At 60.7% G+C, this 12,870-nt stretch carries 14 protein-coding genes and 2 pseudogenes; 7 read left to right on the top strand and 9 right to left on the bottom strand.

Annotation, left to right across the window (positions count from 1 at the left end; genetic code table 11):
• The 4 genes and pseudogenes from BI292_RS04410 to BI292_RS04425 all read right to left on the bottom strand — a co-directional run.
• Nucleotides 1-309: pseudogene (locus tag BI292_RS04410) on the bottom strand (allophanate hydrolase); the annotation flags it as partial.
• Nucleotides 306-1,010: an allophanate hydrolase subunit 1 gene (locus tag BI292_RS04415; protein WP_101207126.1), complete on the bottom strand. Its 705-nt coding sequence runs from the start codon at nt 1,008-1,010 to the stop codon at nt 306-308. The pseudogene BI292_RS04410 and the gene BI292_RS04415, both read right to left, overlap by 4 nt.
• Nucleotides 1,007-1,759: a 5-oxoprolinase subunit PxpA gene (locus BI292_RS04420; RefSeq protein WP_092271693.1), complete on the bottom strand. Its 753-nt coding sequence runs from the start codon at nt 1,757-1,759 to the stop codon at nt 1,007-1,009. The genes BI292_RS04415 and BI292_RS04420 overlap by 4 nt, the downstream gene beginning before the upstream one ends.
• Before the next feature lie 90 nt (nt 1,760-1,849).
• Complete coding sequence (locus BI292_RS04425) at nt 1,850-3,136, bottom strand: MFS transporter (RefSeq protein WP_101207127.1); 1,287 nt, start codon at nt 3,134-3,136, stop codon at nt 1,850-1,852.
• 158 nt (nt 3,137-3,294) lie between these two features.
• On the opposite strand from BI292_RS04425, the gene BI292_RS04430 reads away from it, so the two are divergent.
• The gene (locus BI292_RS04430) at nt 3,295-4,209 is read left to right on the top strand and encodes a LysR family transcriptional regulator (protein ID WP_101207128.1); all 915 of its coding nucleotides are present in this window, start codon (nt 3,295-3,297) and stop codon (nt 4,207-4,209) included.
• A 198-nt stretch (nt 4,210-4,407) separates the two neighbouring features.
• On the opposite strand, the gene BI292_RS04435 is transcribed toward BI292_RS04430, so the two are convergent.
• From BI292_RS04435 to BI292_RS04445, 3 genes are read right to left on the bottom strand one after another with little or no spacing between them, the layout of a single operon-like run.
• Nucleotides 4,408-4,950 carry a DUF2937 family protein gene (locus BI292_RS04435; protein WP_092271702.1) on the bottom strand — a complete coding sequence of 181 codons (543 nt, stop codon included), beginning with the start codon at nt 4,948-4,950 and terminating at the stop codon, nt 4,408-4,410.
• A gap of 12 nt (nt 4,951-4,962) precedes the next feature.
• Nucleotides 4,963-5,739 (bottom strand): class II glutamine amidotransferase, encoded by a 777-nt coding sequence (locus tag BI292_RS04440; RefSeq protein ID WP_092271705.1) that lies wholly within the window; start codon nt 5,737-5,739, stop codon nt 4,963-4,965.
• Between the two features lie 32 nt (nt 5,740-5,771).
• Entirely contained in the window at nt 5,772-6,269 is a 498-nt protein-coding gene (locus BI292_RS04445; RefSeq protein WP_101207129.1) for an MFS transporter, read from the bottom strand.
• A 248-nt stretch (nt 6,270-6,517) separates the two neighbouring features.
• Between BI292_RS04445 and BI292_RS04455 the strand changes: the two genes are divergently transcribed.
• Both BI292_RS04455 and BI292_RS04460 read left to right on the top strand, forming a co-directional pair.
• Nucleotides 6,518-8,572, top strand: a complete 2,055-nt coding sequence (locus tag BI292_RS04455) for a S9 family peptidase (RefSeq protein WP_101207130.1) — start codon at nt 6,518-6,520, stop codon at nt 8,570-8,572.
• Nucleotides 8,573-8,865: 293 nt separating this feature from the next.
• Complete coding sequence (locus BI292_RS04460) at nt 8,866-9,339, top strand: cyclic nucleotide-binding domain-containing protein (protein WP_092271714.1); 474 nt, start codon at nt 8,866-8,868, stop codon at nt 9,337-9,339.
• On the opposite strand, the gene BI292_RS04465 is transcribed toward BI292_RS04460, so the two are convergent.
• Nucleotides 9,336-9,626, bottom strand: a complete 291-nt coding sequence (locus BI292_RS04465; protein ID WP_092271717.1) for a hypothetical protein — start codon at nt 9,624-9,626, stop codon at nt 9,336-9,338. The genes BI292_RS04460 and BI292_RS04465 overlap by 4 nt on opposite strands.
• Nucleotides 9,627-9,715: 89 nt before the next feature.
• On the opposite strand from BI292_RS04465, the gene BI292_RS04470 reads away from it, so the two are divergent.
• From BI292_RS04470 to BI292_RS04485, 4 genes are all read left to right on the top strand, one after another.
• Nucleotides 9,716-10,402 carry a spermidine synthase gene (locus tag BI292_RS04470; RefSeq protein WP_092271720.1) on the top strand — a complete coding sequence of 229 codons (687 nt, stop codon included), beginning with the start codon at nt 9,716-9,718 and terminating at the stop codon, nt 10,400-10,402.
• Nucleotides 10,403-10,450: 48 nt separating this feature from the next.
• Nucleotides 10,451-10,825, top strand: a complete 375-nt coding sequence (locus BI292_RS04475) for a YajD family HNH nuclease (protein ID WP_092271723.1) — start codon at nt 10,451-10,453, stop codon at nt 10,823-10,825.
• A gap of 409 nt (nt 10,826-11,234) precedes the next feature.
• The gene (locus tag BI292_RS04480; RefSeq protein WP_010462134.1) at nt 11,235-11,705 is read left to right on the top strand and encodes an RNA methyltransferase; all 471 of its coding nucleotides are present in this window, start codon (nt 11,235-11,237) and stop codon (nt 11,703-11,705) included.
• Between the two features lie 116 nt (nt 11,706-11,821).
• Nucleotides 11,822-12,199 (top strand): DUF2892 domain-containing protein, encoded by a 378-nt coding sequence (locus BI292_RS04485; protein WP_101207131.1) that lies wholly within the window; start codon nt 11,822-11,824, stop codon nt 12,197-12,199.
• 120 nt (nt 12,200-12,319) lie between these two features.
• Here the strand turns inward: BI292_RS04485 and BI292_RS04490 are convergent.
• A pseudogene (locus tag BI292_RS04490) lies at nt 12,320-12,870 on the bottom strand (hypothetical protein); the annotation flags it as partial.

Genomic DNA, 12,870 nt, shown 5'->3' on the forward strand with positions numbered 1-12,870 from the left:
CTGCAAGCGCTGGCCTTGGTGCAGCCTGAAACTGCGCCACGGCGCCAACGGCTGGCCATCCACTTGCGCGCCGAGGTCAGCGCCGGCCAGCGCCAGCACACAATCTTCCTCGGCCAGCACGGTGAATCCGCCGAGGGTGATTTCCACCACTGGCGCATCCAGGCCGTTACCGAGCAGCCAATTGGCCCACGACATCGAGCGCCAATCCAGCCCGCCGCCCTGGGTCACGCCCAGATGCCGCACGCCAAATCGCCCGGCGTCCTGCAACAGGCACAGCGGCGTGCTTGCTTCAATTCTCAGTCGGCTCATGCCTGCGCCTCCAGTGGCGTATCGTCGCCGCCGAGGTTGATGAATTCGGCGTGGCTGACCGCTTCAAAGCGCACCGTGTCGCCCGGCTGCATCAGGCTGTAGCCGTCGCGCTCGCGGTCGAACAGTTTTGCCGGAGTGCGGCCGATCAGGTTCCAGCCACCGGGGGAAACCGCCGGATAAGCCGCCGTCTGGCGCTCGGCGATACCGACGCTGCCCGCCGCGACTTTCTTGCGCGGCGTATTCAGACGCGGCGCCGCCAGCACTTCCTCGACCAGCCCCATAAACGCGAAACCCGGCGCGAAACCCAACGCAAACACCTGATATTCGCGCTCGCTGTGGCGGCGGATTACCTCGTCCATCGACAAGCCGCTGCGTTGCGACAACAGGCCCAATTCCGGGCCGACGCTGACGTCGTACCAGACCGGCAACACATGGCAATGGCCGCGCGTACTGGCGTTGGGCGACAGATCAATCAACGCTTCGCCGATCAATTCCCGCGCCTGCGCCGGGCTCAGCGCGGTCAGCTCGTAATGCACCATCAGCGTCGTGTAGGACGGCACCAGATCAATCAAATGTTCGCCAAACGCAGCGCGTAATGCTTCGCTGGCGGCGAGCATCCACGGCATGTTCGCTTCGGCGATTTCATCGAACAGCCGCACCATCAGGCAATCCAGCGCGACCACTTCTACCCGCAGTTTCATGAGGCGCTCTGCTGATTCAAGGCTTCGCGGATGCGCTGCACGGCGGCCACCGAACTGGCGTTGTCGCCGTGCACGCACAGCGTGTTGGCGCGCAACTGCAAAGCGCTGCCGTCGCTGGCAGTGAGCGAGTCGCCACGGGCAATGGTCAGCGCCTGTTCGATGATTTTCTCCGGTTGGTGATGCACCGCGCCGGGCAATTGCCGCGAAAGCAGTTTGCCGGCGCTGTCATAGGCGCGGTCGGCGAACGCCTCGAACCACAAGGTCACGCCGCATTCGTCGCCCAATTGCTGCGCGGCGCTGTTGTCGCGGGTGGCCATCAGCATCAGCGGCAACGTGCGGTCATACGCCGCGACGGCCTCGATCACCGCGCGCAATTGCGCCGGGTTGGCCATCATGTCGTTGTACATCGCGCCGTGCGGTTTGACGTAACTGACCCGCCCACCCTGCGCCCGGCAAATGCCGTCGAGGGCGCCGATCTGGTAATGCAGAATGTCTTGCAGTTCCTGCGCGGCATAGGCCATCGAGCGCCGACCGAAACCGACCAGGTCCTGATAGGCCGGGTGCGCGCCGATCTGCACGCCGTGGCTCAGGGCCAGGCCGACGGTCTGGCGCATGATGCTCGGATCGCCGGCATGAAAGCCGCAAGCGATGTTGGCGCAGTCAATGAACGGCATGACCTCGGCGTCCAGACCCATGGTCCAGTTGCCAAAGCTTTCGCCAATGTCGCAGTTCAATAGCAGGCGGCTCACGGTGAACACTCCTGTAGGCATTTTCTTTTTTTACTGCCGGGACATTCTTGTAAATCTCGCCCGGCAGATTATCAGTTGCTGGCTATTAAGCTATTCGGCAACCAGTTGCTTGCCACGAGTTTCCGGCAGGCTCAGCGCCGCAAGGATCACCACGCCGTAGGACACCGCCGCAAATGCGCCGATGCCTACGCTCAACGGTACTTTCTGGCTGAGCAAACCGATAAACAGTGGGAACAACGCCGCCAGCGCCCGACCGATGTTGTAGCAAAAACCCTGGCCCGAGCCGCGAATCCGCGTCGGAAACAACTCAGTCAAAAACGCGCCCATGCCACTGAAAATCCCCGAAGCAAAGAAGCCCAACGGGAAGCCCAGCCACAGCATCACGCCATTGCTGACGGGCAATTGGGTGTAAAGCAGAACGATGGTGAAAGAGCCGACGGCGAACAGGATGAAGTTCTTTTTGCGCCCGAGGATGTCGGTCAGATAAGCGCTGATCACGTAGCCGACGTAGGACCCGACGATCACCATCGCCAGATAACCGCCGGTGCCGAGCACGCTCAAGCCGCGTTCATTCTTGAGGAAGGTCGGCAGCCACGAGGTGATTGCGTAGTAACCGCCGAGGGCGCCGGTGGTCAGCACCGAGGCGCGAATGGTCGTGAAAAGAATGCCGGGCGCGAAGATCTCGTAGAATTTCGCCGGGTTGCTCGGCTCTTGCTTGGCTTTGGCTTCGCGATAGATTTCCGGGTCCTTGACCAATCGACGGACGAAGATCACGAAAATCGCCGGGACGATGCCGAAGATAAACAAAGCGCGCCAGGCGTCTTCCGGCGGCAACACCGAGAACAGCAACGCGTACAGAATCGCGGTCAAGCCCCAGCCCAGCGCCCAACCCGATTGCACCATGCCCACCGCTTTGCCACGGTCCTTGGCCCGAATCACTTCGCCCATCAACACCGCGCCGGCCGTCCATTCACCGCCGAAACCAAACCCCATCAAGGTGCGGCTGATCAGCAATTGTTCGTAGTTTTGCGCGAAGCCGCAGAGAAAAGTGAAGAAGGCAAACCACAGCACGGTCAGTTGCAAAGTGCGCACGCGGCCGATGCGGTCGGAGAGAATCCCCGCCACCCAACCGCCGATGGCCGAGGCGATCAGCGTGCTGGTGTGAATCAGCCCCGCTTCGCCGGTGGTGATGCCCCACATCGCAATCAGCGTCGGCACCACGAAGCTGAGCATTTGCGTGTCCATGCCGTCGAGGCCATAGCCGATCTTGCAGCTCCAGAACGTGCGACGTTCCTGTTGATTGATGTTGCGATACCAGTCAAACGGCCCGGGCCGAGCCGTGGCTTTGGGGATTGCAGTGGTGTCGGGCGCACTCATGGCGGATCTCCGTGCAAATTTTATTGGTATTGTTCTGAGCCCCGACGACGCCTATCGTGGGAACCGGATGGCCTGATTTTTGGGCGCCCGGCCCTGCTGCGTCCAACTAATAAAAACCCGGTCCAGGCATAAGATTTCTTTATCCAAGAGCAAATCCCATGAATTTGAAGTTCCTCGAAACCTTCGTTTGGGTTGCTCGCTTGAAGAGTTTTCGCCTGACGGCAGACAAGCTCTTCACCACCCAGGCGTCGATTTCAAGCCGCATCGCGGTGCTTGAAAGTGAACTGGGGGTGAAGCTGTTTCTGCGTGATTCGCGAGGCGTGAGCCTGACCCCCGACGGCTTGAAAGTGCTCGAATATGCCGAGCAGATGATGGACACCATGCAAGCGCTCAAGCAGTCGATCGAAACCCGCTCGAGCAAGGTCGGACGGGTACGCGTCGGGGTCATGGACACGGTGATTCACACGTGGCTGAGCCCGCTGGTGGCGCAAATGATGGATCACTATCCGCTGGTGGAAATCGAGCTGGTGGCCGATACCTCGCTGAACCTCTGCGATCAGCTGCAAAAAGGCTTTCTCGACCTGATCCTGCAAACCGATCTGTTACGCCAGGAAAGCGTGCGCAGCCTCGAACTGGCCAGCCACCCGATGGGCTGGATCGTCGCGAGCAATTCCCTGTACAACCGCGAGTATTCAGGCGTCGCGGACCTGGCGCGGGAACGGATCATTACCTACTCGAAAAACTCCCATCCGCATCAGGATATTTTGGCGTTGATGCAGGCCAACGGCGTGATGACGCCGCGCCTCAATTGCGTGAATTCGGTGTCGGCGATTACCCGCTTGCTGCGCGATGGTTTTGGCATCGGCGCATTGCCACCGGTGCTGGTGGCCGAGGAACTGGCGCGCGGGGAATTGACGTTATTGCAGATCGACCAGCGACCGCCGAATTTGCAGGTGGTGGTGTCGTGGCGGGTGGGCGTTGAGTGGGTTGAGGAGATCGTGGCGTTGTGTCATCAGGTGCTGGAGGGGTATGCGCGCAAGGTGGGCGAGGATTACATCACCCTGGCGCGCTGACCACCACACCCCCTGTGGCTAGCACACACCCTGTGGCGAGGGGGTTTACCCCCGTTGGGTCGCGAAGCGGCCCCAAAACCAGCCGCCTCGATATGACAGAAAAACCGCGTTTGCAGGTTTTACGACTGCTGCGCAGCCGAACGGGGGTAAACCCCCTCGCCACAAAAGCTTCCTCGCCACAGGGATCGCATTGGCGCCTTACAACCCGCGCACATCGCGGTCTTCGATCGGCCGGCTCTGGCGCAGGCGTTTGCCGCCGAGCACTACCCAGTCGATCAAGCGGAACAGGCATTCAATTCCGAACGACAGCAGCAGCGCCCCGCTCATGCCCCAGATCATGGCTTCCGGGGTCAGCAGGATCTGGTAGCTGTAGCCATTCCAGGTTTCCTTGCGAATGTCCGGATCCGCCGCCAGCGCGACTTGCAGGAAGCGGATGTACCAGGGGCCTTGCATCGCCTGGAACTGTTTATCGAGGGCCAACTGACGGTTGAGCATGTTGCTCAGGCTGTCGGCATCGCTGCGGAAGATCGGGTCTTCGCTGGCGCGGTAATGCGCGACCAAGGCCTGCATATCGCCCTTGAAAAACTGATTGGCGGTGTTCTGGAAACCGCTCAAACCGGTCTGCGCTTCAATCAGATGCGCTTCGACGCGTTTCGCGTAATCGCTGATGAACCCCGGCACCTGGACACCGATCAACAGGCCCGCCGCAAACAACACCAGCCGTAGATAACTGAGCAACATGGGGTAAGTCCTTTATTCGGTCTTGCCCTGACGGACGCATTCACCGCGTCGCCAGAGGCTCCATTGGCCCGGTTCGTAGCGGGTCCAGGTTTCGTTTTCGGTCAGGGGTTCGGTGGCGATCACCGTGACCACGTCGTTGGGCGTGGTTTCGGCCTGGAAATCGACAATCACGTCGACGTCTTTCAGGCGCGCCGGGCCGAACGGTGCGCGACGAGTGATCTGCGCCAGTTTGGTCGAGCAATAGCAGAACAGCCAGTCGCCGTCGCTGAGCAGGCAATTGAACACGCCTTTGCTGCGGTATTCGGCGCAGGCCGCGACCAGGTCCGGGAGCAATTCTTCGACTTCGACCGGCTCGGGAAAGGCCCCGCGGATGCGGTTGATCAAGTCGCAGAACGCCGCTTCGCTATCGGTATCGCCGACCGGGCGGTAAAAACTCTTGATCGGTTCGAAGTCCGCGAGTTGGCCGTTGTGCGCGAAACACCAGTTGCGGCCCCACAATTCGCGGACGAACGGGTGAGTGTTGGACAGGCAGACCTTGCCGACGTTGGCCTGGCGGATGTGCCCGATCACCACTTCGCTTTTGATTGGATAGCGCTGCACCAGATTGGCGACTTCCGACTCGCAGCTCGCCGCCGGGTCCTGAAACAGGCGCAGGCCACGGCCTTCGTAGAAGGCAATGCCCCAGCCGTCGCGGTGCGGGCCGGTTCGCCCGCCGCGCTGCATCAGCCCGGTGAAGCTGAACACGATATCGGTCGGGACATTGGCGCTCATGCCCAATAACTCACACATGCTCGGACTCTCGCTTCAATGCAGGGGCAAAGTTACAAACGCGGTTCGATGCGCGAACGCTGGGGGTTGTTCGGGATCGGTGGACGGCCGTAGCGATCATCGCCAGCCACGCCGAACGGTTGATCGTCTGCGTGATCGTCAGCCTTGAGCGCAGCCTGGTTGGCGGCGGCCTGCGCCTTGCGGGCGTTGGACGCGCGCTCGATGGGGAAGCGGATCAGCACGAAAATCAGGTACAGGCCGAAGGCAATCATGCCGTACATGAACAGATCGGAGATCGCGCGCCAGGCGTTGTTGCCCACTTTGAACGCCAGGTCCAGCGCAGTGATGGCGATGGCCGGTGCGACTTTTTCCTTGACCGGGTCGATGATGGTCGGGGTGAACAGCAACACCGCCATCAGCAGCCGCAGCGGTTCACGCAGATAGCGCCACATCCAGCGGGTCATGCGCATCCACACCAACAGGCAGCCTAAAGCGGCAAAGGCGTAGAGGCCCCAAGCGATCAGATAGTCGTTCTCGGTCATGGTGTCCATGGCAAGGGTGGCAAAGAGGCGCTTATAGTAACGACTTTTCGCCCGCCCGGCTTGTCCCAATACCAGTCGGTGCAGACACAGAACCTGTGGGAGCGAGCTTGCTCGCGATGGCGGACTGCCAGACAACATTGATATTGAATGTACTGGCCTCATCGCGAGCAAGCTCGCTCCCACAGGATCCGCACAGGCCTCTAGATTTGCCGAATGTCTGCGAACCCCCTATTTCGTACCTTTTCCGAGAGCCCTTCATGCCCGAATCCGCCAACGTCACCCGTGCCCCGATTGCCCACAAGGCCAAAGGGGTTGACCCATATGCCTGGCTGCAGGAGCGCGACACCGACGCGGTGCTCGACTACCTGAAGGCTGAAAACAGCTACCAGGAAGCGCAAACCGCCGATCAGGCTGACCTGCGCGAAACCCTGTTCGAAGAGATCAAGGGCCGGATTCTCGAAACCGACCTGTCCCTGCCCTCGCCGTGGGGGCCGTTTCTGTATTACACGCGCACCACCGCCGGTGACGAATACGCCCGCCATTACCGCTGCCCGCGCCCGGCCGACGACAGCCTGCACATCGATGAAACCCAGGAACAGTTGCTGCTGGACCCGAACGTATTGGCCAACGGCGGCTTTTTTTCCCTCGGCGCGTTCAGCATCAGCCCCGATCACCAGCGTCTGGCCTACAGCCTCGACACCACGGGCGACGAGATTTACACGCTGTTCGTCAAGGAATTATCCAGCGGCCGTGTCAGCGAACTGGAATTCGAGGATTGCGACGGCAGCATGACGTGGGCCAATGACAGCCTGACGCTGTTCTTCGGCGAACTCGACGACACCCATCGCCCGCACAAACTGATGCGTTACCGCCTCGATGGCACGGCGGCCGAAGAAGTGTTCCATGAGCCGGACGGTCGATTCTTCCTGCATTGCTACCGCTCCAGTTCCGAACAGCAATTGCTCTTGTCGCTGGGCAGCAAAACCACCAGCGAAGTCTGGGTGCTCGACGCCTTCCAGCCGCATCTGCCGTTTACCTGCCTGGCGCCACGGGTTGAAGACCACGAATACGATGTCGATCACGGCGCGCTCGACGGTCAATGGACCTGGTTCATCCGCAGCAACCGCGACGGCATCAACTTCGCCCTGTACACCGCGCTCGATACTGGCGTGGCGCCGACCGTCGCCGACTGGCAGAACCTGATTGCGCACAGCGACACAGTGATGATCGAAGGCCTGAGCCTGAACGTCGAAGCGCTGACGTTGAGCTTGCGTGAGGGCGGTTTGCCGATTATCGAGGTTCGCCCACAGGGCCTGACGCCTTATCGCGTGCAATTGCCGGACGCGGCCTACAGCCTGCATGTGCAGAACAGCCTGGAATTCGTCAGCGACAAAATTCGCCTGCGCTACGAGGCGCTGAACCGTCCGGCGCAAGTTCGTCAGTTGGACTTGGCGACCGGCGAGCAGAAAGTGCTCAAGCAAACCCCGGTGCTCGGCCCGTTCGACGCCGACGCTTACGTCAGCCAGCGCTTGTGGGCGACCGCGCCGGACAGCACCAAAGTGCCGATCAGCCTAGTGGTCAAACGTGAAGCACTCGGCAAACCGACGCCACTTTATCTCTACGGCTACGGCGCTTACGGCGAGAGCCTCGACCCGTGGTTCTCCCACGCCCGCCTGAGTTTGCTCGATCGCGGCGTGGCGTTTGCCATCGCGCACGTGCGCGGCGGCGGCGAGTTGGGCGAGGCCTGGTACCGAGCCGGCAAGCAGGAACACAAGCACAACACGTTCAGCGACTTCATCGCGTGCGCCGAACATTTGATCGCGGAAGGTTTCACCACCGCGCCACAACTGGCGATCAGCGGTGGCAGCGCCGGTGGTTTGCTGATTGGCGCCGTGCTCAATCAACGCCCGGAGCTGTTTGGTGCGGCGATTGCCGAGGTGCCGTTCGTCGATGTGCTCAACACCATGCTCGACCCGGACCTGCCGCTGACCGTGACTGAATACGACGAGTGGGGCAATCCTGAAGAGCCGGACGTTTATGATCGGATCAAGGCCTACGCGCCGTACGAAAACGTCACCGCGCAGGCGTATCCCGCCACGTTGGTGGTCGCCGGCTACAACGACAGTCGCGTGCAGTATTGGGAAGCGGCGAAGTGGGTGGCAAAATTGCGCGCGACCAAGACTGACGACAATCCATTGCTGCTCAAAACCGAACTCGGCGCCGGACACGGCGGGATGAGCGGGCGATATCAGGGATTACGTGACGTAGCGCTCGAATACGCATTTGTTTTCAAGGTTTTGCAGATCGCCTGAGGAACTTGGCTTGGCGTTCGGGTCTTAACACCAGAGCGCCGGGCCACGGCTTTGCAACTATCCCTGTAGTAGCTGGCGAAGCTTGCATTCGGCTTGTAGCAGCTGCCGAGGTACGAGGCTGCGTTCGGCTGCGAAGCAGTCGTGAAATCAGCTGACGCGTTTCTTCAGGAAGACCGCGCGCTCAGGTTTAGCGGCCGCTTCGCAACCGAACGCAGGCTCCGCCAGCTGCTACAAGGGATCGCGGACAGCCAGACCCAACCCGCACCAGACCACAAGAAAAAGACTGTAACGACATGTCAGAACCGACCTTACTGAACAACGAAATTCGCGACTGGCTGATGGACTGTGGCCTGTTCGATCAACTGCTGCCGGTGGATTTTGCCGCGGCGGCCGGCTATTTCAGCATCAGCACCATCGCCCAGGGCGAAGCGATTTTCCAGGAGGGCGATGCCGGCAGTTTCATGTGCATCATCCACACCGGCCAGGTGTCGGTGCAGAAGACCAACAGCGACGGGCAAACCGTGATCATGGCTACCCTGCGCAGCGGTCGCGCATTTGGCGAAATGGCCGTGCTCGACGGCGAGCGACGCTCGGCCACGTGTGTCGCAGCGAGCAATTGCCAACTGCTCAATCTGGGCAAGGACTCGCTGGAAAAGATGCTCAACGACGCGCCGAAGATCGCCGCGAAAATCATCCGCGCCCTCGCCGTCTCCCTCTCCAAACGCCTGCGCATGGCCGATGGACAGCTAATCTCGCAACAGATCTAACCGCCCGGTGTTTTGATTTTCGTGCCGTTCTGCTCAAGGCCCGGCAACGGCTGGTCCTTGGTCGGTGGGCTGGGCATTTCAATCGGCACCAGCGGCGGCCCGCCACTACCCGGCCCGGTGCGCGGCACGGCGGTCGGGGTGATTTGCGGGTACGGCGTCGGTGTTGCCGTGCCGGGTGAACCGGAAATTGGCGCCGGGCTGGTAGGGATGGTTTGCAGCTCTTGGGCCTGCACTGCAGTTATCGAGAGCGCGGCCAAGGCAATGACCGTTAGAATGGTGCGCTTCATCAATGGCTCCGTTGGCCTTGTTGTCTGTTTGCAGGCTACTCCCAACCGCGTCCGTTTGCCTTATGCCAATTCATCTTCAAGAGCCTGCCATGAAACGTTTCGTTCTACTCGACACCGCCCCCATCCCTGAAAACGGCGGTGCCTTGTGCCTGTTCGAATATGGCGAGGATTTCGTCATCAAGATTCAGGGCGGCGACGGCGGCCAATTGATGAACACGCGTATGCACGGTTCCGAAGATGCCCTGGCCGAGATCCCTTGCCGCAAGGTCGCCGGGCGGCCGAATTCGCGGGTGTTGATCGGTGGCTTGGGCATGGGCTTCACCCTCGCCTCCGCGCTCAAGCACTTGGGTAAAACCGCTGAAGTGGTAGTCGCGGAACTGGTGCCGGGGGTGGTCGAGTGGAATCGCGGCCCGCTGGGCGAGAAGTCCGGCAACCCGCTGCTCGACCCGCGCACGGTGATTCGCATGGAAGACGTGGCCAAAGTGCTGCAAGCCGAGCCGCAGGGTTTCGACGCAATCATGCTCGACGTCGACAACGGCCCCGAAGGCCTGACCCAACGCGCCAACAGCTGGCTCTATTCGGCCGGCGGTCTCAGCGCCTGCGCCAAGGCACTGCGGCCCAAAGGCGTGCTGGCAGTGTGGTCGGCCAGCGCCGACAAGCAGTTTTCCGAGAAGTTGAAAAAGGCCGGTTTCAAGGCTGAGGAAGTCCAGGTGTTCGCCCACGGCAACAAAGGCACGCGCCACACCATCTGGATTGCCGAGAAGCTCAAGGGCTGAGCTAAACTTGCCGCATAACCGTCATTAGTCTTTTACAAAGGTGAACCCATGAGTTCGTCAACGCCGACCAATACCTCGAAGCTGGATCGCATCCTCGCCGACAACCAGCGCGACAAGGAAATGGGTTATCGCGACAAAGCGCTGAAGATGTACCCGCATGTATGCGGCCGCTGCGCCCGTGAATTTTCCGGCAAGCGCCTCAGCGAACTGACCGTGCACCACCGCGATCACAACCACGACAACAACCCGCAGGACGGCTCGAACTGGGAATTGTTGTGCCTGTATTGCCACGACAACGAACACTCGCGCTACACCGATCAGCAGTACTTCCACGAAGGCTCGCTGAGCACGCCGAAAATCGCCAAAGCCACGCATAACCCGTTTGCGGCACTGGCCGGGCTGATGAAGAAAGAAGACGACTGATTGCGTGCCGTGCGCTGCGCTTGTGGGAGCCGGGCTTGCCCGCGATGAGGCCGTGTCAGTCGACATCATCGCTACCTGACACGCCGCAATCGCGAGCAAGCTCGCTCCCACAGGGGATTTCGGCCAAGCGGAGATATGAAGCCCCGCACAAAACCAATGTGGGAGCGAGCTTGCTCGCGATGGGGCCGTGTCAGCTGACATCACCGCCGCCTGACACGCCGCAATCGCGAGCAGGCTCACTCCTACAGGGGGATTTGGGTTGGGCGCAGATATGAAGCCACTCACAAAACCAATGTAGGAGTGAGCCTGCTCGCGATGGCAATCCCCCTGCCACCGCCAATCCCGCAATCTGCCCGCGCCCGTGCAATCCCCGTATAATCGCCCTCTTTTTCCCGAAGGCACCCCGCTCGTGGCAGACAAACGGTACAGCTGCATTGGTTTGTATAACCCCAAATCACCGGAGAACGTCGGTTCGGTGATGCGCGCCGCTGGCTGTTATGGCGTGGCGTCGGTTTTCTATACCGGCAAGCGTTATGAACGCGCCGCCGACTTTGTCACCGACACCAAACGTGTGCATTACGACATCCCGCTGATCGGCATCGACGACCTGAAAAAGATTCTGCCGCTGGGCTGCGTGCCGGTCGCCGTGGAATTGGTCGAAGGTGCGCGTTCGCTGCCCGAATACACCCACCCGGACCGCGCGCTGTATATCTTCGGCCCGGAAGACGGCTCGCTGGATAAAGAAATTCGTGACTGGTGCGAAGACGTGGTCTACATCCCGACCACCGGCTGCATGAACCTCGCGGCCACCGTCAACGTCGTGCTTTACGACCGCATGGCCAAAGGCCTGAACACCCGCTCCGGGGCAAAATTCCGCTGAAAAGCTGCACATTCGATGGAACAAGCGGCGCGCCCCGGCAGTCAGCTTACTTATCATTGATGAGCAGCCATTGATGCAGCTATTCACTCAGCACTATTCCTGCCAGGAGACAGATCATGAGCGAACTCAAACGCGTAGAACGGATTCACTCCACCCCTTTCCAAACCCCTTCCGAACAGAACGTCCAGGGCTGGGAGCGCATCGGCTCGCTGGCCGGCGGCGTGGTCATGGTCGGCAAAGGCCTGCGTCGCGGTGGTGTTTTCGGTTTGATCCAAGTGGCGATCGGCGGCGTAGCGATGGCCCGTGGCATTACCGGCCACAGCTCGGTAAAAAGCCTGCTGGAGAAAAGCCGTCAGGACATCAACAACGTGCGCGCAAAGATTGAGCGTGCCGGTGATGAACTGAGCCGGTTGAAAGCCAATGCTGAAGCGGCGACTGAAACGGCAACCGTCACCGGCAATGATTCGCTGACTTCGCCCAAGACCGGGATTTGATTCGTTAGAGCCTCGAAAGAATTGCGTTGAGGCTTATGGCCTCTTCGCGGGCAAGCCTCGCTCCTACTGGGTTGTGTCGCTCACGAACCTGTGGGAGCGAGCTTGCTCGCGAAGGCGATGTCACTGCAGCAGCTCGCTATCGAGCACCGTCGAAGCCTCGCCGATCACGCTCTCACTGAGTTGAATAAACTCTTTGGTATCGACACTTTCCAAATGCATCGCCCCGCGCTGCACGTCATCCAGCGAACGTTTGTTGCGCGTCTTCAAACGAATCTCGCGATCCAGTTCCTGTAACAACAAAACCGCTTTGGCCACCTGCGCCGGATTAATCTGCGCGCCGCGCAGCGTCGTCACTTTCGCGCTGTCCTTGGCCAATTTCTTCTGCAAACTCTCGTAGCGCTCATCGCTCATGCCGCCCGCGCGGCGCATCAGTTCGATGGCGTAATACTCGGCCAGGCCTTCACTGATCCAGTCACTGTGGCGGCTGTCGTTGACCCGTCCGAACACCTGCACCAACTCACGCACCAGCGCGCTGCTGCCGCTTTCACTGACCAGCGGCAAACGGCTGTTGAGGTAGATCGACTCAGTCCCGGCCAGACTGCCGCGCCACATCGGGTCGTTGGCGCCGACGATCAGCAGTTTGCTCGGGTGACGCGGGAACACCGCTTGCG

It is taken from the genome of Pseudomonas sp. 43NM1, assembly GCF_002836905.1.
Classification (GTDB): Bacteria; Pseudomonadota; Gammaproteobacteria; order Pseudomonadales; family Pseudomonadaceae; genus Aquipseudomonas; species Aquipseudomonas prosekii.

Bases quoted from the DNA above. Each gene is read 5' to 3' on its own strand.
- BI292_RS04415 (WP_101207126.1), bottom strand. From the start codon at position 1,010: ATGAAACTGCGGGTAGAAGTGGTCGCGCTGGATTGCCTGATGGTGCGG.
- BI292_RS04425 (WP_101207127.1), bottom strand. From the start codon at position 3,136: ATGAGTGCGCCCGACACCACTGCAATCCCCAAAGCCACGGCTCGGCCC.
- BI292_RS04430 (WP_101207128.1), top strand. From the start codon at position 3,295: ATGAATTTGAAGTTCCTCGAAACCTTCGTTTGGGTTGCTCGCTTGAAG.
- BI292_RS04435 (WP_092271702.1), bottom strand. From the start codon at position 4,950: ATGTTGCTCAGTTATCTACGGCTGGTGTTGTTTGCGGCGGGCCTGTTG.
- BI292_RS04440 (WP_092271705.1), bottom strand. From the start codon at position 5,739: ATGTGTGAGTTATTGGGCATGAGCGCCAATGTCCCGACCGATATCGTG.
- BI292_RS04445 (WP_101207129.1), bottom strand. From the start codon at position 6,269: ATGGACACCATGACCGAGAACGACTATCTGATCGCTTGGGGCCTCTAC.
- BI292_RS04455 (WP_101207130.1), top strand. From the start codon at position 6,518: ATGCCCGAATCCGCCAACGTCACCCGTGCCCCGATTGCCCACAAGGCC.
- BI292_RS04460 (WP_092271714.1), top strand. From the start codon at position 8,866: ATGTCAGAACCGACCTTACTGAACAACGAAATTCGCGACTGGCTGATG.
- BI292_RS04465 (WP_092271717.1), bottom strand. From the start codon at position 9,626: ATGAAGCGCACCATTCTAACGGTCATTGCCTTGGCCGCGCTCTCGATA.
- BI292_RS04470 (WP_092271720.1), top strand. From the start codon at position 9,716: ATGAAACGTTTCGTTCTACTCGACACCGCCCCCATCCCTGAAAACGGC.
- BI292_RS04475 (WP_092271723.1), top strand. From the start codon at position 10,451: ATGAGTTCGTCAACGCCGACCAATACCTCGAAGCTGGATCGCATCCTC.
- BI292_RS04485 (WP_101207131.1), top strand. From the start codon at position 11,822: ATGAGCGAACTCAAACGCGTAGAACGGATTCACTCCACCCCTTTCCAA.